Genomic DNA, 19,117 nt, shown 5'->3' on the forward strand with positions numbered 1-19,117 from the left:
ATTCATGCGCCTCAGCGTAGAAAATAAAGATTGCTATAACCAATAATAAAAAAGAGCAGATATCATTGCTATGATTTCTGCTCTTTTATGCGTTTATTCTATTAAAATACTACGATTATTAATTACAGTATCTAGTAAATTAATAAGAGTATTTGCAGATTTTTCATCAATATGTTTTCCAGTATCTTTCATGATTTTATCTTTTATTTTCTCCAGATTTTCATATCCTTTTGACTCAAAATGATTTGATTGTTTTTCATTCCCCTTTGCTAAGAAACTTTTTGCTTTTGAAAAATGCCGTTCCGCATTAGCCAACTGAGCTAATAATGAATTGCGAAAACCATTATTCGTTATTTCTACTTGTTGAATTATTTCTTTAACATACGGAAGTTGATACTTATTAGAGTATTTGCGAACTATATTAGCAATTTTGTCATTGCGTGTATACGAATTAACAGTTGTAACATTACTCCATTTTGATTTTATAACTTCTTCACTATCAGTAAAGATATCAACTTTTGTAGGATTACCTGTATACAACCCCCAACTACTACCAATACCAGTTACTTTATATGTCCAAGTTATATAACTCCAGCCTTGTTCTTGAAACAGGTTTAATGCATAATCCCAGCTTTCGACATTATTGAAAAAAGTAAATTCACCTACAAGTAATGGTACATTATAATCTGTTTCCTCTACCATTTTTACTTTTGAATCAATAAATTCCTTTTGATATTGAAAATTGTCTATATCATCCCATCCATAGAAATGGTATGAATAAGCAACATTTTCCCAACGATATACTTCGGGATTTGGCAAGTCTTTAGGTTCCCAGATTGCCTCGATAAAAATGACATGATTCTTATCAATTTCACGAATCGCTAGATATATATCATTATAAAAATCAAATTGCTCTATTCCGCTTGCTCCACCTGGTTCATTTAGGAGGTCATACCCTGCTACCCATTCTTCATCTTTATATCTATTTGCAATTTCTTGCCATAGGAATATAGTTTTATCCATATTTTCTTTATTCCCGTACAGATTACCTTTATCAGGTCGTCTAGTATCACCTGAATGATCTTTTCCATTTTGTGATCCCGGAGCTCCGTGCATATCCAAAATAACATAAATATTTCTTTTTGCTGCTTCATTAATAAACCAATCCAACCTATCAAATGCTGTTTCTTTTAAACTACCATCGTTATTCATCATTTCAAAATAAGTAAATGGTAGACGAAGGACATTCATACCTTCTTCATTAATGTTATCGAAATCAGATTCCTGCCAATATTTATCCTGGTATAGGTTAATTAGATTCCAGGCTTTTTCTTCACCAAACCTGTCTGTCAATGTCTCAATGGTAGTAATTTGATCAGGTGAGTTTGTAGGAGTCATCCATGCTTCCATTACTAACCAACCACCTGCATTTGTACCTTGTAGTACAACTTCATTTCCAGAACCGTAATTATTGCGTAATTTTTTCCCATCAGCTTTTAGGTAAGGTGATGATTTTTCATTAAATTCATATTCTAAAACCGCTATATCACTTTGCATATGCTCATTTACAGCAATTGCTTTAATAAGTGTATGTTTTGAGATCTTAATTGGTTTAGTATACTTTGTACTTAATGTAGTTGGATTACTGCCATCCAATGTATAATAAATGTTGGCATCTTTTAGAGTACTAGATAAAGCTACATTTTGAATGCTAGAATAAATACCAGCTCCTGGATATGCATATGGTTTTATAGAATTACTATTTTGATTAATCGTATAGTTAAATGAGCTAACTTCACTATACATATCATGATCTGGATTATACACTACTGCTTTTAATGTAGAGGTCGTATCAATTCTTATGAATCCTTTATATATTGTAGATGTTTTGTCTGGTACTGTACCGTCCAGTGTATAATATATCGGAAACGCCCCTTGTTCCGAGATAAGTTCTACAACTACATAATCGTTATATTCTCCTGCTGGTTTATAAACTGTTGGCTTATCTAAAGGTGTTGGTGGAGTTTTTGTAGAAAAATACATTTCATCAATATAATAGATGCCTTCATTCCACTGTCCAATACGTACATTTGTTATTGCAGTTAAATCTACACCACTAAACGCAGTTAATGGTACTTGATAGTAAACCCAATCATTTTTCTTTGTATTTTGTGATTGCCAACTAAAATTACTTGATGCACCATTAATATCCGACAATGCAACTTTTATTGTATTAGATCCTTGAGTATCCTTAATTGAAAAAATCAAATACTCCATACTCGAAACATCGATTGGCCCATTGATTGATAAGATATCCATACTTCCTCTACTTTCATTTGGATCACCACTAGAAGTAACTACATATTCCAATGACTTCTTTCCTTCAAATACTTCTGTAGTCGACAGACTTCCACTTACACTTTCACTAGGTATGAACATATCATCTCCTGATTCAAAGTTCTGAAACAAGATTGCACCATCAGGAATTTCAGCATGCTTAGAATGAGGGGTTAAAGTGATAATGATTAAAAATAATAGAATCAAAGATAATAGGTTCCAGATTGATTTATTACGCATCTACACTCCACCTTTTTTTCATTTTTTTATACGAAAAATCATCCATTCCCTTTAAGTTCCAGCCATTGTACAGTCAATATCTCTAATTTCTATTTTTCTGTTACTTTCATAAGCTATAGTAATTTGATTTGTATTAGCTATTATTTTTGCATCGAGTGTCCATAATGGAACAAATACTTCAAATACAATATTCTCAACAATATGATATGTTTTATATGTTACTTCTTTATTTTGCTCATTTTTTATTTTTACTGAGAGACTGTCCCTACTCTCTGCATCAAACACCGATATTTTCAAATAGTTAAATTTAGTTAGATCAACGGAATGTTCAAATGAAAATTTCACACTGCCCTTACTAATTTGTTTTTCTTTAATTTTCAATTTCTCCATATTTTCATACTTTTGTATGATACCGAACCCTTTATTCTCAGCGGTTAATCGCTGATGATCATTCACAAAATATTGATACAATGGTTTAGTTGTTTTCCTATCCATCCTCAACATTCCCATTGTTTGATAAAATTGATTATGATTAACAAACCAATCAAATGCAGTCCAATAGTCCATTCCTGCAATGTAACCATGATCATTTACGATACCTTGTGGTGAAACTGTTGCTTTTTCTAGTAAAGCAAGTTGTACATCACGATAAATTTCAACTTGTTTATCTAAAAAGCTATTATCAGCATTACTCCATATTCCATACTCCGTATTGATAATAGGCTTATTTGGCCATTTTTGATGTGCCTTTTCTATGAAATTTCTTGTGCCTTCGTATGGTGTACTTCCATGAAAAATTCCAAAGTACATTGTCCAACCTAGAACATCTAGTGGTTCCATTGATTCATCTTCAAACCCTGGCTGATCAGCAGCTGCACTCTGTGTAATCAATCTTCCATCTTTATATAACGTTCGAATTTCATCCGCTAGATTTTGGTTATAAATTTTCCGCAGTCTTACTTCTTTAGATTCATTTTGTGTGCTCCACATAATAATGGATGGTCTATTAAAGTTTGAAAATACCATTTCCCTAAACATTTGATAGGATATTTGTCTTTCTTCTTGTACTTCGTAATGTATTTTTTCAAATTGCCATAAAGGAATTTCACTCATCGCTGTTATACCAAGACGATCAAGTACTAAAAAAGTATAAATATGATTAGGGTAGTGAGCGGTTCTTACCATGTTAACAGAGAGATCTTTTATTTTTAAAAAGTCTCCGATAATTCGTTCCCATGATGCCGTTCTTCCGAATTGCGGCCATTCTTCATGACGTGCTACTCCAGCTAAAAAGATAGGTTGTTCATTCAAACATATTTTAGTTTCATTTGTTTTAATTGTTCGAATCCCAAACTGCGTATAATGTTTATCGATTTCACGATCCTTATTACGCAATGATATTTTAAATACATATAAATTTGGTTTTCTAATACTCCATAGCTTTGGATTCGGAATTGTTAGTTGATAATTTACAACCTGAGTTTCCATTGGCGATAATGTAATAGTTTTTTCATTTAGACCATTAATAGGAATTTCATTATTACAAATTGTTTCTGCGAGCGGACTTGATAACCAAGCTTCTCCGGTTTCGTCTGTATCAAAAATTGCACCTGTTAAGGTAACAGAACTAAATTGTTTAGTCCGATTCTCTATAACTACAGATACGTCAATATCGCCGTTAATATTTTTTGGTGTAATATCAGTCCTTACAACATGTACTCCTTCCGTAGCCTCAAGATAAATATCATGAATAATCCCTGTATAGTTAAAAAAGTCATTGTTTTGTGCTGGAATTGTATCAACTCTTGTTGTCCATGGAGGATTATCGACTCGAACTACTATTTTATTCTCGCCTTTACGAACAAATTTGGTTATATCAAATGAAAAAGGGGTATATCCTCCTTCGTGGTATCCTACGTATTTATCGTTTATCCAAAAATCACCAATATACGATAAAGCTAGGCATTTTAATGTAATAATTTTTTCATCCCAACTATCATTTAATACAAAAGATTTTCGATACCAAACTCCATTTTCATATGTTTCAGCACCATTTACTTCTTCTTTTCCTGTAAGTTTATTTTCTGGTAGAGGAATTAAATGGCTACTCCACTCACTGTCATCATAGGAAGTTGATATAACTCCACTAGATTGTTTTTCGGTCTTATCAACCCATTCTTGATTCCTTAACATCATGGACCAATCATGATCAGCATTGAATCGAAGCTTTTTCCACTTTCCAGCTAATGATTTGATTAGCCTATTTTGTGGTTCGAATGATGGGTATGGAATCCCATTCTGAAATGGTACTACTTTATTATTAATCTTTTTAAGTTCAAGTGTGGCTTGCAAACTTCCTATGTTTTGTGGTTTCATCCTTGCACCTCTTCATTTGTTTATAGCTCTGTTAAACTCTGTTGTTGATTTTCGCTTCTGTACACTCGCTTTCCGCGGGCACGGCCTCAACTAACTTGGCAAAGAAAACCCGCTTTGCCAAGTGGATCTTCGGCTAGTGCTGTTCCCGCAGGAGTCTCGTGTACATCCACTACAATCAACTAAGTTGTTAACAACAATGAACTTTAACAGAGCCTTGTTTATAAAGGAGGATCAAGGCTTAATACCTTGATCCTTAGTGATAGTATTTAGTTGAGACCTAGTTTTTCAATATTTTCTTTTATTTTTTCATTTCTAACTTTAACTATTGCATCGAAATTATTATCTTCTAGGAACTTTTCGTACTCTTTCAAGGTATCATTAAATTGACCTTCATTTTCTACTCTTAATAATGTAGCTAGTGTTGTAGCCCATCTTGAATTGATATTTGTTAAGCTACGAGCTTCTGGAGTACCTTGATCAGGGTCAATATTTTCTATAAGAAATTGTGGTTTTAACTTTCCATTTGCCCATTCATGTATTTGTTCAATAGATTCTATAGGTTTTTTTACACCATTTTTTGCTGAAAATGTGTCATGTCCAAAGAACCAAAATTCACCTAATCGATATTTTTTCTTAAATTCATCTGGATTATCAGTCTGTAGTTTCACCACATCTGGTTTAAGCTCTGCCTTCCCATCTTTATTAAATTCAAATGTCTCTCCCTCTACACCAAATGTAGTTAAATACTGTCCTTCATCACTTAAAAGATAAGTGAATAATTGTATAGCTTTTTGAGGATCTTTTGCATTCTTCGTGATATAAGTGACGGACCAACCTGAAATTCCTGATTGACTTAGAGTCGGTTCATTTCCAACTGTGCTTTTTGGACCATCTATAGCGATATATTTCCGCTTTGGATCTGCTGCTAAATTCTTTTGTAATGCTCCAGATAATTGTGCAGCTCCACTAATATGCATTGTTGCATATTTTCCAGCTGCAACCTTTTCTTCGAAAATTGTGTTGTCATCTGAGAAGATATCTTCGCTAATATACCCCTTTTTATATGACTCATTAAATGTTTTGATCCATGTCAAATAATCTTCGTCAAGATTACGATTTAACCATTTACCATCAGATGTCGTAATAGGTACTCCAATATGATTTTGAAAAGATGATCCTAATGAACCTGTATCTCCCTCAGCGGAAAATCCTCTAAAACCAAAAGGAGTTACATCAGGAAATTGTTTTTTAATTTTTTCCATTGCATCCAGAAATTCAGCCGGAGTTGACATACTAGGTTTTCCTATCGCTTCATAAATGTCTTCTCTAATCACAAATGCATCTTGACCTGGTATCATCCCACTATCATAGTGTTCTTTTGTATTAGAATAACTAGGATATCCGTAAGTATTTCCATCGTCTAATTTATACCAATCTAACGTTTGTTGCTGAGCAACTTTAAAAAAGTATGGATCGTATTTTTCTGCTAGCTTATTCAAAGGAAGCGCCCATGAAGCTGCTCTTTGTGCCGTCGACGAAGTACCACCAAAGATTGTAATAATATCTGGTAAGTCCTTACCTGCAAAGTACGTATTTAACTTTGCATCATCACCAGTTAAAAACTTGATATTCAAATTAAGATCCTCTTTTAATTTCTTAGTTATTGTGTCATTGCCGTAATCAGTATTAAACCAATCCGCATTAACATACCAAGTTAGTTCCACATTTTCCTTCTCATCTAACTTCCAAGCTGGAGTGTTTTCATCAATTTCATATCGGACTTCTTCATCTAAACCCTTTCCTGCATTAGATGATTCCTTATTACATCCTGCTAAAATAAGAATGATAGATACCAATATTAAAAAGCTAGTAGAGTATATACGATTATTATTTTTCTTCATTACCTTTCCCCCTCTTAATTATTGACAGATCAATGAATATTCATCAGTCTTTTACAAATGAAAATTAAAACGTTTTTATTCACCCCCAAACTCGTTGTTAATAATAAATATCTTTAGTACTATTCTTTCACTGCACCAATCATCATCCCAGAAATAAAATACTTTTGTAGGAACGGGTAAACTAAAACGATTGGTACTGTTGCAATAACAATAGTTGCTAACTGAATAGATTCTGAAGTTGTAGGGATTACTACAGATGTTGCCGTCTGCATATTAGCGGCTGCCTGTGTTTGAACGATAATTTCATATAATTTCATTTGGATTGGATATAACGCCTCATTACTAATATAGATCTTAGCAGTCATATAATCGTTCCACTGAAATACCCCGTTAAACAATGCAATTGTTGCTAGAACTGGTGTAGATAGCGGAAGAATTATTCTAGTAAAAATAGTCCAAACACCTGCACCATCCATCTTTGCAGACTCTTCAAGCGACTCAGGTATTTCCCGGAAGAAATTCATTAAAATTAACAAATCATAATAACTAAAAAGTGATGGTATAATATACACCCAGAAACTGTCTAGCAAACCTAGCGATCTCATTAATAAATATGTTGGAATCATTCCACCACTAAAAAACATTGTTCCAATTCCTAGTGCAGTATATATATTCCTCCCAAGTAAATACTTTTTACTCATTCCGTATGCTACCATCGAAGTAAATAATACGTGTGTTACGACACCTATAACGGTTTTTAGAATAGAAATAACAAAGGCGTTCCAAATCGTAGGATCATTAAATACTAATTGGTAGTTAACTAATGAAAAGTCCTTTGGCCATATACTTATACCTACATTAGCGATTGTATCGGGACTGCTAAATGATTTAACGACTATATTCCAAATTGGATATATAATAATGAAAGTAAATAAGCTTAAAAATATGATATTAGTTATATTAAAAATTCTGTTTTCCTTTATTTTGTCGTTTCTTTTAACCTTTACATTCACCATTAATTTTTTATCAGTAGCGACTGTCATAATATCCTCCTAGAAAACAGATTTATCATTGACTTTTTTAGTGAATTTATTTGTGATTAAAACCAAAATCAATGAAACAATTGAAACTGCTAAACCTACTGTTGTTGCATATGAGAAATCTCCCTGAGCTAACCCGACTTTATAAACATAAGAATTAATAACTTCCGCATGTGATGCATTTAGTGGGTTAATTAATACTAATGTTTGATCCAAGTTAGAACCTAAAATACCTCCAACTGCTAATATGAACATCAGCGCTATAATAAATTTCATTAAAGGCAAGGTAATACGGAAAATTTGTTGCATTTTTGAAGCTCCATCAATCTTTGCAGCTTCATAGTATGTAGGATCTATTCCCGCCATTGTAGCTAAATAAATAATTGTCCCCCATCCAACTCCCTTCCACACATCAGAGAGTACTGCAATCATCCAATAACTTTCAGGCTCAATCATAAAATTCCGTGGGTTATCTAAAATTCCGATATTTACTAAAAAGGTATTAATTATACCTGAAGTAGATAGCCAACTTAATAGCATACCACCCACAACTATCCATGATAGAAAATGTGGTAAATAAGAAATCGTCTGAACCATTTTTTTGAACCATCCATTTTTCAATTCAAAAATCATAATCGCTAATATGATAGGGGAAGTAAATCCAATTAAGAGTTTTAAGAAACTAATCGCTAACGTATTAACAACAGATTCCCAAAAAAACTTATCAGCAAAAGCAATCCTAAAGTTTTCAAATCCAACCCATGGTGCTGATGAGATGGTATCTACAACGGAATAACTTTTAAATGCAATAACAAGACCATAAATAGGAATATAACAAAATATAATCATAAATATTATTCCAGGAAAAACCATCATTTGTAGTGGTAATTGCGACTTAAATTCTTTTATAAACCTTTTTGATTTCAATATTATTCGCTCCTTTTTGTAGCAGGACAATAATTTTAAGCGCTTACAAACTGTTTTAAAATATTAATCGAGTCAAATTACTCGATTAAAACGTTTTTATTTAAAGTACAAGAATTTCTTACAACTAAGTTACCTTCTAGTTTTTCTAATATTCCATGACTTTTTTTGCCTTGAATAATTTCTATTAAACTATCAACTGCTAATATACCTTGCCTTGCAATTGGATTGTTTACAGTTGTCAGTAACGGCGATACATATTCACTTAAATCAATATTATCAAAACCGATTACACTTACATCATCAGGCACAATTATTCCCTCTGATTTTAATGCCTTCATGCATCCGATGGCACTTAAATCATTCGCTGCTAAAAATGCATCTGGCAGTGCCTTTCCACTTTTCACGTATGCTTTTACAGCGGCATAACTAGCTTCTTCTTCAAAATAACCAACTAATAAGTCATCATGAGAAAATAATATACCTGACTTATCAATAGTATCTATAAATCCCTTAAATCTTTGTACATCGTCATATAGATTTTCATATCCCCGAATATAGCATATTTTGCGGTGACCTAAATTTAAAAGGTAACGAGCAACATCCTGCCCCCCTTTATATGAATCAAATACAATACTTGAAATAGTTCTCCCTACGAATTCCCTATCTAAAAATACAGTAGGGATATTGGCTTGTTCTATTTTTTCTACATGCTCTTCTCTAATGTATTCATTTGATATTATTGCACCGTCAATCCTTTTACCAAAAATATTAGCTAATGCAGTAAATTCGTTTTTAGTAAGAAATATATTTAATTCATAACCTAATTTTTCACATTCTTTATAAATGGCATCTGCAAGAATCCCATAGTAAGGTCCTTGCATACTCGTGATAAAAAGCCCTAACACTTTAGTAGCATTAGATTTAAGATTCTTTCCGTTTAAATTAGGAATATAATTCAACCGTTTTGCAACTTTTAATACATGCTCTCGAGTATTTGGATGAAGTACATCTATACCATTTAAGGCGTTTGATACTGTTGAAATCGATACCCCTGCTTCTCTTGCCACATCTCGGATGGTTACCTTAGATATTGGATCTCCCCTACCTTTCTACATTATTAAAACGTTTTTATTTTTTAGCATAATAAAAACGTATTTATTTTATTTCTTCAATTATTTCTTGAGAAAAAGAGCCTTTTTAATGATTTTTGGCTATTATTTCATAAAAACGTTTTAATTTATGTCACAAGATTATCACAATTAAATCATTGAATCAATATAAAAATTAATTATTTTCTAAAAAATTTTATTAATCTTACTTTCTGTTATGCTATTATTTATTAAAGAACAATCCATATAGGAGGAGTACGAATGGAATCAAGCACATTAATAGGAAGATTATACATAGTTAGTGAATGGATTGTTAGATTCACATTATCTAATATTCTATGGATACTCTTTAATTTACCTATCGCTTACTTAGCGTTTAACAGTATTGTCATTAATACACCTGAACAATTAATTGTGAATTTTGTAATCATTGCTCTGCTTTCACCATTCTTATTCTTTCCATCCACTACGGCACTTTTTGCGGTAGTAAGGAAGTGGATAATTGGAGAGTTAGATATATCATTAATAAAGTCTTTTATAAAATTTTACAAAGAAAACTATAAAAAGAGCATGTTCGGAGGTATGATTTTTGTACCTCTTTGGGGCATCTTACTTTTTGATTATTATTATTTTTCAACACTAAACTCACCTTTATTATATGTATTTTTACTTGTAAGCATGTTTATGTTAGTCTTTACAACAAACTTTTTTTGCAATCTAGTTCACTATCATTTGAGTTTTCTATATGTGTTAAAAAATTCATTTTTATTATCGGTTGGAAAACCGTTACAAACGATAGGGATAACTTTAGGATTCATCATACTTGTATATGTGAGTTTTAATCTTTTTTCTCCTCTTATTTTACTAGGGTTAGGATCACTAATTGCTTTTCTTAGTTTTTATTTATACTACAAGGGAGTAGAGCAGGAGCAGGTTCATGAAGATTCTTAAAGTTTTGCTAAGAAACTATATTCTATTTGAAAATTAATATTGATTCCATAGCAAAAAAGAAGTCGAGAAGAAAATGTAAGTTTCTCTCACTTCTTTTTTTACAATATTTCAATTTGGATTAATTTAAACATTTGGATTTAGTCTTTTCTGTTCCCGTTGCTGGTTTAGCATTTGCTCTAATATTTTCTGAATTACTTTCGCTTCGACTGTGGCATTTGTTGGATGAGCTAAATTTATTTCTTCTAATGGATCTCGAGTAATGTTATATAATTCGAATTCATCTTCTACTGGCGTTGTTTTTATTTTCGTTACAGAGATAGAAGCTTCTGTATCATCTGTGATAGGAACTCCGTCTTTCGTTCTAACTTGAACATCTTCAACACCTGGATTACTCCAAAACTGTGGATTATCAAAGTAACGAGAAAATTTCCAGATTTCTTCTACTTCATTTCCTGGTGTCTTTAACTTTGCAATTACTGCTTCAATATGATTGGGCTGCTCGACGGACTCATATGGTTGACCGATTAAACTTACTTGATTTAAACCTCTTGTTACGTCATCGTCTGTCATAAAATAAACTGGTTCATGAATACTAGAACAATCACTCTCATTTTTTATTACGGAAGCTAAATTTCTCCCTACAAACGGACGAACCTCTGTATGGTCTTTACTTAATATTTTCTTTACTTCCTCCACTTCAATATTGGCAAGCCCGAGTAAAGTAGGAATAACATCCACATGACTTGTTAAGGGTTCAAATGTATTCCTCCCTGAGAATAACTCCGGACTATGGATGATGAAAGGAACATGGGTTGTTTCTTCATACGTGTTATACCACTTTTGGAATAGTCCTCCATGGGCACCAAGTAAATCACCGTGATCACTAGTAAAAATAATGATGGTATTATCATAGAACTTTGATTGTTTTAATGTATCTACAATTTTATACATTTCGTCATCTACTTGTTTCTGTAATGAGAAATAGAGCTGTCGCAAAAATTCACTGTCTTTAGTTGGTTGAAATGCCTGTTGGTACACTTCTTTATAACTTTGTTGTGCTACTGGCTTGGTTAATAATGACTCGTTTGCTGTTGGAGCTGCGGGAATAGCAGGCATATTTTCACTCACATTAAATTCAAAGCGTGGATCAATACGTGAGAGAAGTCCATAAAGCGTAATATCATGTGGATTCACAAAGGATGATACGATTAACCAAGGTGAATCATTTTCATCTTCTTCGAGTGAATCAATTAATTCGACAACTTGCTTTGAATATATTACATCCCTTCCACTGACACCATGTGCAGCTGATGAACCTGAATTTCTTGGATCACTACCATGTGGTTCAGGTCCTACCCAGCCATCAAACCCATAATCATCTAATCGATTAGCATTTACATAATATTGTTCTTTTTCCTGATTTGGTATACCGGTATGTTGATCATAGCTCGTTAATCCATTATGGCTACCAGGTTGCAGAATATCTGCTTCAGAAATATGCCACTTCCCTTTCCAAAAAGTTCGATAACCTGCTGCACGAAAATAATCACCTAGAGTTGGAACTGTGTTTGGATCTAGCCAAAACACATCGGGATCATATCCCCCTTTTGCAATTCCTGTCGTTTGGGTAACACCATGTAAGGAAGGATATTGCCCTGTAAATAATGTAGCTCGACTAGGAGCACATGCAACACTACCAATATAATGATTCATAAACTCGATACCATTATCCCGTAATAGTTCATGTGTCCTTAAATTTTCTTTACACCATGCTTTAAGTTCACTATTATCATAAACAGTTGGAAAACGTTCTTCATCTACCATCAAAAAAAGAATATTAGGTCTTTGCTTTTTCTTCTTTTTGGACAACAATCATCACTACCTTCATATGAAATTCCTTTTATTAACATATGATGGTATAGAGAAAATGGTTTGGATGATATTAAAATATTATGAAAAACCTTCCTCATATTGCTCTTATCATTGTTTTTAGAAAGTCAGCTTTAAATTCGTTATAGTTGAAATCAAAAGCTATTTTATCAATTGTTTCAGCAGGCTCTTCATCTGGATTCGCTCGAAAGTCAGCAATCGTTCTGCCTCTAGATTGTTCTGAAGTATCTATCGTAACCCTTCGATTTACATAAACAAATTGTTCTGGAGCAATAACAGCGTATAAAGTAAGAACATCATGTACAGGTGGTCCAGCTAGACCAGGTATTAACTCTTCATATGCTTTATCATAGTATCGAAGGGTAGCATCTAAAATATTTTTAAAAGGATTGTCTGCATTTTCCTTAATATATTGGAGCATCTCTTGGTCCACAACTGCTTTATTTGTAATATTTAACGGAATGATGGTAACATTTCTTCCTTTTTCCAAAACTAGATTACTTGCAATCGGGTCACCGTAATAATTAGCTTCGGCAACAGCCGTTATATTACCGGGATACAAAAATGCTCCCCCCATGGAGAAGATACTATTTACAGAGTTTACCACTTCATCTCCTGCCAATATAAATGCCATTGCAAGTGATGTTGATCTACCTGTATCAACAATTGTCAGCTCATTTTTATATTCATTTATTATATCAATCGCTTTTTGAAAGCCGAATACTTTTGGATTTATATCCTCCGGAACCTTAATTGGTCCTAATCCATCACTACCGTGTATTTCCGGATAGTATGTGACAAACTCACCTGAAAACGGTCCCTTTGCACCACCAATGATTGGAATGTCCTCTCTTCCAGCTAAGGAGAGTAAAAAAGCGGTATTATCCCTCGCCTGCTCCTCTGTCACATTTCCATATCCTGTAACTACTCCAACTAAATCAAGCTCAGGATGTAGTAAACAATACATAATCGCTATGGCATCATCGATTCCTGGATCACCAAATAAAAGTATTTTCTTCACCCAAATCACCTCTAGACAAAATATGATGTGAAAAGGGCGATTGTCACTATATAAATACTTGAAACTAAAAAAGAGACCAATGGCCTCTTTTGTTTGTTACTTTCCTTTATCTACTTCATCTGCTAACTGCTTTAATGATTTTACTTTACCATGAGGATTTTGAGATTGTTTTCTATCTTTAAACCGACGTTCTTCTTCTCGTTTCGGATGGCTCATATAAGGAAATTCTCCTTTGCTTAATAATTAGTGCATGCCTTTCCATTCACCTTGGTTTTTAGATGCCTTTTCTTTTTTTGCTTTATTTTTATGAGCTTGGTTTGCTTGTGCGCTTCCAAACTCTTTCCCAAATTCACTATCTACTTTACTAGAGTCAAACCCCTTTTTATTTTTCTGCTTTGCATCATTTTTCTTCGTTCGTTTAGCCAAGTATATCCCTCCTTTTTTTGTAGTATGATAATTGCCGGAGGAAATATACATCTTATTGGCATACAATATTCAGTCGGTTTTATCGATATTTTGTTGTAACTGAATCATCTCATTTGCTAAGTTATGTAGCCTTTCGATAATATTTTTATCGACTAATTCACTTTCGTCATCAAACGCATCATTTGTTACAAAGACATTACTGTAAGGGACAATTCCTTTTAAATAAGCAAGGATAGGTCTTAATTGATATTCCCCTACGAGAAAATGTTTTTCTGAACCAGCTAACGTAACAATCCCTGTTACTTTTGATTTTAATCCATTTATAGGCAAATGATCTAACAGATTTTTCAGAGAACCTGTAATGGATGCCTGATAAATTGGGCTACCAAATACTAACAAATCAGCATTTACTATTTTTTGAACCACATTCCAAGTATCTTTATTATAAAATGATAATGGACTTCCATTCACCAATTCGATTTCATAATCCTTTAAATCAATTAATTCTGTTTCGATCGTAGGGTCAATCTTCTTTGCAGCCGATAATACTTCTTCAATAACATTGTATGTTTTCCAACCTGCAAGAGATCCCGATATACCGACTAGTTTCATTCTGCTCTCACCCTTATCTATTATTACATAAATTTTAACATAGAATTGAAAAAAGCCGTAAACCATTGACTGAACCGTCTCCTTGTTGGGATAGGTTCACCGGCTTACGGCTATGTTCTATTCAAGTAAATCTGCGATTCGTACCCATTGTTTTGTTTGTGAGGATTGTTCTACTGCTTCCAATACAGCTGCGTTTCTTACACCATCTTCAAAGTTTGGAAGAGGATTATACCCTTCTGCAACCCCATTTAAAAGTTCTGTTACTAAGTTTATGAATGTGTGTTCATAACCAATTATATGCCCTGCTGGCCAATATGCGCCTGCATATGGATGAAGCTCTTCAGTACAATTAATCGTTCTGAAGCCTTGTAGACCAGGTTCATCATCATGAAAATATACTTCTAAGTTATTCATGTTTTCCATATCCCAGCGAATCGAACCTTTTTCTCCGTTAATTTCGATACGGTTTCCGTTACGGTTTCCACCTGCAAAACGAGTTGCCTCAAAAGTACCAATCGCCCCATTTTCAAATCGTGCGATAAATACACTTGCATCATCTACTTCGACTTTACCAAATTTGTCAGTGGACGCGCTTCCTGACAAACCTGAGCTTGATTCTACTATTGGTCGTTCCTTAATAAATGTTTCTAAAATACCGGTTACTTCCTCGAACTCACCGACTAAAAAGCGTGCTAAATCGATAGAATGAGCTGCTAGGTCTCCATGAGATCCTGATCCACTAATATCTTTATTTAATCTCCATACTAATGGAAACTGTGGATCCATTATCCAATCTTGTAAATACAGGGCACGAACATGATATATTTTCCCTAAGCGACCCTCATCTATTAATTTCTTTGCCATTTGAATAGCTGGAGAAAAACGGTAGTTATGATTAATCATGTGTATGACACCATTTTCCTGTACTGCCTTCAACATTTCCTTTGATTGCTCTAAAGTTAAGGCTAATGGTTTTTCACAAAAAACATGCTTCCCGGCTTTTGCTGCAGCAATTGCAATTTCTGCATGGCTATTATTTGGAGTAACAATATCAATTAAATCGATATCGTCTCTTTCAATTAATTTTCTCCAATCTGTTTCATAACTGTTCCAGCCCATCTTCTCAGCTGCTTGTTTCAAATCCTCTTCTTGGCGACCACATATAGCCTGTAAAACTGGTTCTACTTTCGGATCAAAATAAAAGGATACATCTCGGAAAGCATGTGAGTGTGCCTTCCCCATAAATTTATAACCTACCATTCCAATTCTAAGTTCCTTTTTTACATCTGCCATACATCACCGCTCCCTTTTAATAATATTATTTGAATTTATTTTTTGATTGAAACGAAGAGACCATCTTCTGGTACCGGATTTGGTGAATCACATTGATTTTGCATTTGATGGTGAATACCTTGTTCGCTAGCAACATGGAAACCATGCATTGCCTCTAAAACATGCAAGGCTAAATTTCCATTTGCTCGATGTTCTTTTTCTTCACGAATGGCTTGTACCATATCTAGTACACCGATTCCTCGAGAATTGCCTGAATGCTGATGTGTGATTGAAACTTCCGTCCAATCTTTTTCCCCGCGTTTTCGCAGCAATACAGGCCCTCCAAAATGGTTCGGATCCGGAACACGTAAATTACCTTCTGTTCCATAGATTTCGATATTAGGAAAGTCCACTCGGGTAAAAATATCAAAACTCATAATCATTGTTGCTACTGGACCATTAACAAAGTCAATCGTTCCTGTTAAATGTGTAGGTGTTTCAACTTTAATTTTCTCACCATATTTTGGTTGACTCGTAATTGTGCGTTCTGTATAAGCTTTCGTTGCACTACCAGTAACTCGTTTCATTGGACCCAATAATTGTACTAAAGCAGTCAAATAGTAAGGTCCCATATCAAACATTGGTCCACCACCTGGTGCATAATAGAATCCAGGATCTGGATGCCACATTTCATGTCCAGGTGCCATCATAAATGCAGTTGCTGATAACGGTCTACCAATTGCACCTTCATCAATTAGCTTTTTTGAAGTCTGAATACCAGCACCAAGGAATGTATCAGGGGCACAACCAACCCTTACTCCTTTTTCTTTAGCTAGAGCAAGTATTTCCTCTCCATCTTTTAGTTCAGCAGCTAGAGGTTTCTCTACATAAACGTGTTTACCAGCAGCAATTATTTGCTTACAAACTAGAGCATGCACCTTAGGAATGGTTAAGTTTATTACTAGTTCAATTTCCGGATCATTAAGTAATTCATCAACCGTATAAACAAATGGAATATTAAATCTTTTTGCTTGTGCCTCGGCTTTTTCTGCCACTAAATCAGCACATGCCTTTACTTCAACTTCCGTAAATTTGTTCAAGTTTTCAAAATAAATACTACTAATATTACCGCAGCCTATTATTCCAAGTTTCATTGTTTTCATATAGTAAATAACCCCTCATGTGTTAGAATCTCTTACTCTTCATTATTAGCATTTCTTGCAGCCCATGTCATGCCATTTCTCATTAATTGCATTACTTCGGGCATGCTCACTATTTCTGCTACATGTCCCAATGAGCAATAATACACTTTTCCTTTTCCCCATCTTTTAGTCCAAACAACAGGCATATCTACTTCACCATTAGAAGCATAAGGTCCATCAGCAACTGGGAATCTCGTCGTTGCATGTACTTTTACTGCTGGATCAACATGCATATAATACTGTTCTGAACATACATTAAAATCTTCCATTCCTGCAGTTAGTGGGTGATCTGCATCTAAAATATTAACTACGTAATCTATTTTGTCATTCCCAGGATGTGCTACCCATTGGCCACCAGTCATAAACTGATAATCTACTGCCATTCTAAAGCTGTCACCCATACCACCATGAAGTCCCGCTAACCCAACCCCACCTGCAATCGCTTCCAATAATGGGGTTAATTGTTCATTCGTTATTTGTCCTTGTGTCCAGTTAGGAACAATTAAATCATATGAAGACAAATCATCCGTTGCTAATGTTTCTAATGTATCGGTAATTTTTACTTCAAAATTCTCTTCTCTTAAAATCCCAGCAAGAATATCGGCTGTTTTTTCAGGCTCATGCCCGTCCCATCCACCTTGAAAAATTAATGCCTTTCTCATGTAAATCCCCCTAAGTATGAAATATTCTTTCACTTAACTATTATTATAAATATGAAAAAATAGTAATACTACACACAATTTGTTTTCCACTACTCATATTTTGCTCTATATTGTGAAGGGGTGAATCCATTTATCTGCATAAACCAGCGATTAAATGTTTGAATACTATTAAATCCTACCTTAAATGCAATTTCACTAATAGGATCTTCTTTATTTTGCAATAATATCATTGCTTTTGTGATTCTAGTTTCATTTAAAAATTGAATAAAATTAACTCCAATTAATTTTTTAAAAAGACGGGAAAAATGAAAAATGCTTACTCCCGATATGTTCGCAGCCTCTTCAAGCGTAATTTCTTGATCATAATTTTGGTCAATATGTATTAAAACACGTTCTAATAACTTTAACTGTTCCAGCCTCTTCTTTTTTTCATTATCCATTAATTGCTTAACGGGCACATATTTAATGATGTTTCCAGCAAGTTTATTAATTTCAGCTTTTAAGAATAGTTCACCTCCAAGTACCTTCTCATTACGTAGGTTTACTATTTTTAAAATACTTTCTCCTAATAAACGATAGAATTCGTTTGTTGGTTCTATAATTGGAGTTGGAAACTCACTATTAAAAATATAGTCTGAATACGGTTCAAATATGGATCTGCCTAGATGAAAAATAATTAGACTACTTGAAGAAGATTGAAAAGGAAAAGAGTGTACCTCACCAGAACCTATTAATAATATATCTTCTTCTTTTAACGTATACGTTGCTCCAGACAACTCCACTACCTGCGTGCCCTCTTTCACATAAATAAGCTCTATTTCTGCGTGCCAGTGTTTCGGAAACTCTTGAAAACGTGATTGAATAATATTAATTGGGTTAAACGGTTCCAACGATAATTGCTCATGAATTATTTTCATCCTCTACCACCTATTTATTATGCATATATATTATTATATCAAACATTCAATTAATATAGATAATTGATTATTTTTCTACTCTGTAAATCTGAGTACATATATATTTCAATAAAAAAGAAGATGTGACAGAGGTATATGGTTGCAAATAAAAACCGAACTATAACTTGATTTCAATACAAGGTAGTTCGGTCACTTTTTCAATTATAAATATATTATAGTTATCAGCGGAGGAAA

General features: G+C 33.7%; 16 protein-coding genes. 1 reads left to right on the plus strand and 15 read right to left on the minus strand.

What is annotated here, in order from left to right; translation table 11 throughout:
• Positions 1-93 precede the first annotated feature (93 nt).
• From ACFPM4_RS04170 to ACFPM4_RS04195, 6 genes are all read right to left on the minus strand, one after another.
• Positions 94-2,577, minus strand: coding sequence for a chitobiase/beta-hexosaminidase C-terminal domain-containing protein (locus ACFPM4_RS04170; protein WP_382347972.1), 2,484 nt, complete (start codon positions 2,575-2,577; stop codon positions 94-96).
• 51 nt (positions 2,578-2,628) lie between these two features.
• The gene (locus ACFPM4_RS04175) at positions 2,629-4,953 is read right to left on the minus strand and encodes a glycoside hydrolase family 2 TIM barrel-domain containing protein (protein ID WP_382347975.1); all 2,325 of its coding nucleotides are present in this window, start codon (positions 4,951-4,953) and stop codon (positions 2,629-2,631) included.
• 266 nt (positions 4,954-5,219) lie between these two features.
• Positions 5,220-6,854: a type 2 periplasmic-binding domain-containing protein gene (locus ACFPM4_RS04180; RefSeq protein WP_382347978.1), complete on the minus strand. Its 1,635-nt coding sequence runs from the start codon at positions 6,852-6,854 to the stop codon at positions 5,220-5,222.
• A 119-nt stretch (positions 6,855-6,973) separates the two neighbouring features.
• On the minus strand, positions 6,974-7,867 hold the full coding sequence (locus tag ACFPM4_RS04185; protein ID WP_382348188.1) for a carbohydrate ABC transporter permease: 894 nt from the start codon (positions 7,865-7,867) through the stop codon (positions 6,974-6,976).
• A 39-nt stretch (positions 7,868-7,906) separates the two neighbouring features.
• Positions 7,907-8,770, minus strand: coding sequence for an ABC transporter permease (locus ACFPM4_RS04190; protein WP_382348191.1), 864 nt, complete (start codon positions 8,768-8,770; stop codon positions 7,907-7,909).
• Between the two features lie 128 nt (positions 8,771-8,898).
• Entirely contained in the window at positions 8,899-9,888 is a 990-nt protein-coding gene (locus ACFPM4_RS04195; protein ID WP_382347980.1) for a LacI family DNA-binding transcriptional regulator, read from the minus strand.
• A gap of 303 nt (positions 9,889-10,191) precedes the next feature.
• On the opposite strand from ACFPM4_RS04195, the gene ACFPM4_RS04200 reads away from it, so the two are divergent.
• Positions 10,192-10,881: a YesL family protein gene (locus tag ACFPM4_RS04200; protein ID WP_382347983.1), complete on the plus strand. Its 690-nt coding sequence runs from the start codon at positions 10,192-10,194 to the stop codon at positions 10,879-10,881.
• 123 nt (positions 10,882-11,004) lie between these two features.
• On the opposite strand, the gene ACFPM4_RS04205 is transcribed toward ACFPM4_RS04200, so the two are convergent.
• The 9 genes from ACFPM4_RS04205 to ACFPM4_RS04245 form a co-directional block, all read right to left on the minus strand.
• Entirely contained in the window at positions 11,005-12,750 is a 1,746-nt protein-coding gene (locus ACFPM4_RS04205) for a sulfatase-like hydrolase/transferase (RefSeq protein ID WP_382347986.1), read from the minus strand.
• A 97-nt stretch (positions 12,751-12,847) separates the two neighbouring features.
• On the minus strand, positions 12,848-13,792 hold the full coding sequence (locus tag ACFPM4_RS04210) for a nucleoside hydrolase (protein WP_144922309.1): 945 nt from the start codon (positions 13,790-13,792) through the stop codon (positions 12,848-12,850).
• Positions 13,793-13,888: 96 nt separating this feature from the next.
• Positions 13,889-14,008, minus strand: a complete 120-nt coding sequence (locus ACFPM4_RS04215) for a DUF6254 family protein (RefSeq protein ID WP_222125505.1) — start codon at positions 14,006-14,008, stop codon at positions 13,889-13,891.
• A gap of 27 nt (positions 14,009-14,035) precedes the next feature.
• Positions 14,036-14,218: a hypothetical protein gene (locus ACFPM4_RS04220; RefSeq protein WP_144922312.1), complete on the minus strand. Its 183-nt coding sequence runs from the start codon at positions 14,216-14,218 to the stop codon at positions 14,036-14,038.
• A 69-nt stretch (positions 14,219-14,287) separates the two neighbouring features.
• Entirely contained in the window at positions 14,288-14,830 is a 543-nt protein-coding gene (locus tag ACFPM4_RS04225; protein WP_382347991.1) for an NADPH-dependent FMN reductase, read from the minus strand.
• 117 nt (positions 14,831-14,947) lie between these two features.
• Positions 14,948-16,123 carry a Gfo/Idh/MocA family protein gene (locus ACFPM4_RS04230; RefSeq protein WP_222125506.1) on the minus strand — a complete coding sequence of 392 codons (1,176 nt, stop codon included), beginning with the start codon at positions 16,121-16,123 and terminating at the stop codon, positions 14,948-14,950.
• A gap of 35 nt (positions 16,124-16,158) precedes the next feature.
• The gene (locus ACFPM4_RS04235; RefSeq protein WP_382347994.1) at positions 16,159-17,265 is read right to left on the minus strand and encodes a Gfo/Idh/MocA family protein; all 1,107 of its coding nucleotides are present in this window, start codon (positions 17,263-17,265) and stop codon (positions 16,159-16,161) included.
• Positions 17,266-17,297: 32 nt separating this feature from the next.
• A complete protein-coding gene (locus ACFPM4_RS04240; protein WP_144922321.1) occupies positions 17,298-17,966 on the minus strand; it encodes a ThuA domain-containing protein in 669 nt (222 codons plus the stop codon).
• A gap of 89 nt (positions 17,967-18,055) precedes the next feature.
• Entirely contained in the window at positions 18,056-18,883 is an 828-nt protein-coding gene (locus ACFPM4_RS04245) for an AraC family transcriptional regulator (RefSeq protein WP_382347998.1), read from the minus strand.
• Positions 18,884-19,117 lie beyond the last annotated feature (234 nt).

It is taken from the genome of Lederbergia graminis (genome assembly GCF_042655485.1).
Lineage (GTDB): Bacteria > Bacillota > Bacilli > Bacillales > Bacillaceae_C > Lederbergia > Lederbergia graminis.

Coding starts and splice junctions, on each gene's coding strand:
- ACFPM4_RS04190 (WP_382348191.1), bottom strand. CDS start 8,770: ATGATGGTTTTTCCTGGAATAATATTTATGATTATATTTTGTTATATT.
- ACFPM4_RS04245 (WP_382347998.1), bottom strand. CDS start 18,883: ATGAAAATAATTCATGAGCAATTATCGTTGGAACCGTTTAACCCAATT.
- ACFPM4_RS04175 (WP_382347975.1), bottom strand. CDS start 4,953: ATGAAACCACAAAACATAGGAAGTTTGCAAGCCACACTTGAACTTAAA.
- ACFPM4_RS04240 (WP_144922321.1), bottom strand. CDS start 17,966: ATGAGAAAGGCATTAATTTTTCAAGGTGGATGGGACGGGCATGAGCCT.
- ACFPM4_RS04180 (WP_382347978.1), bottom strand. CDS start 6,854: ATGAAGAAAAATAATAATCGTATATACTCTACTAGCTTTTTAATATTG.
- ACFPM4_RS04235 (WP_382347994.1), bottom strand. CDS start 17,265: ATGAAAACAATGAAACTTGGAATAATAGGCTGCGGTAATATTAGTAGT.
- ACFPM4_RS04200 (WP_382347983.1), top strand. CDS start 10,192: ATGGAATCAAGCACATTAATAGGAAGATTATACATAGTTAGTGAATGG.
- ACFPM4_RS04230 (WP_222125506.1), bottom strand. CDS start 16,123: ATGGCAGATGTAAAAAAGGAACTTAGAATTGGAATGGTAGGTTATAAA.
- ACFPM4_RS04225 (WP_382347991.1), bottom strand. CDS start 14,830: ATGAAACTAGTCGGTATATCGGGATCTCTTGCAGGTTGGAAAACATAC.
- ACFPM4_RS04215 (WP_222125505.1), bottom strand. CDS start 14,008: ATGAGCCATCCGAAACGAGAAGAAGAACGTCGGTTTAAAGATAGAAAA.
- ACFPM4_RS04170 (WP_382347972.1), bottom strand. CDS start 2,577: ATGCGTAATAAATCAATCTGGAACCTATTATCTTTGATTCTATTATTT.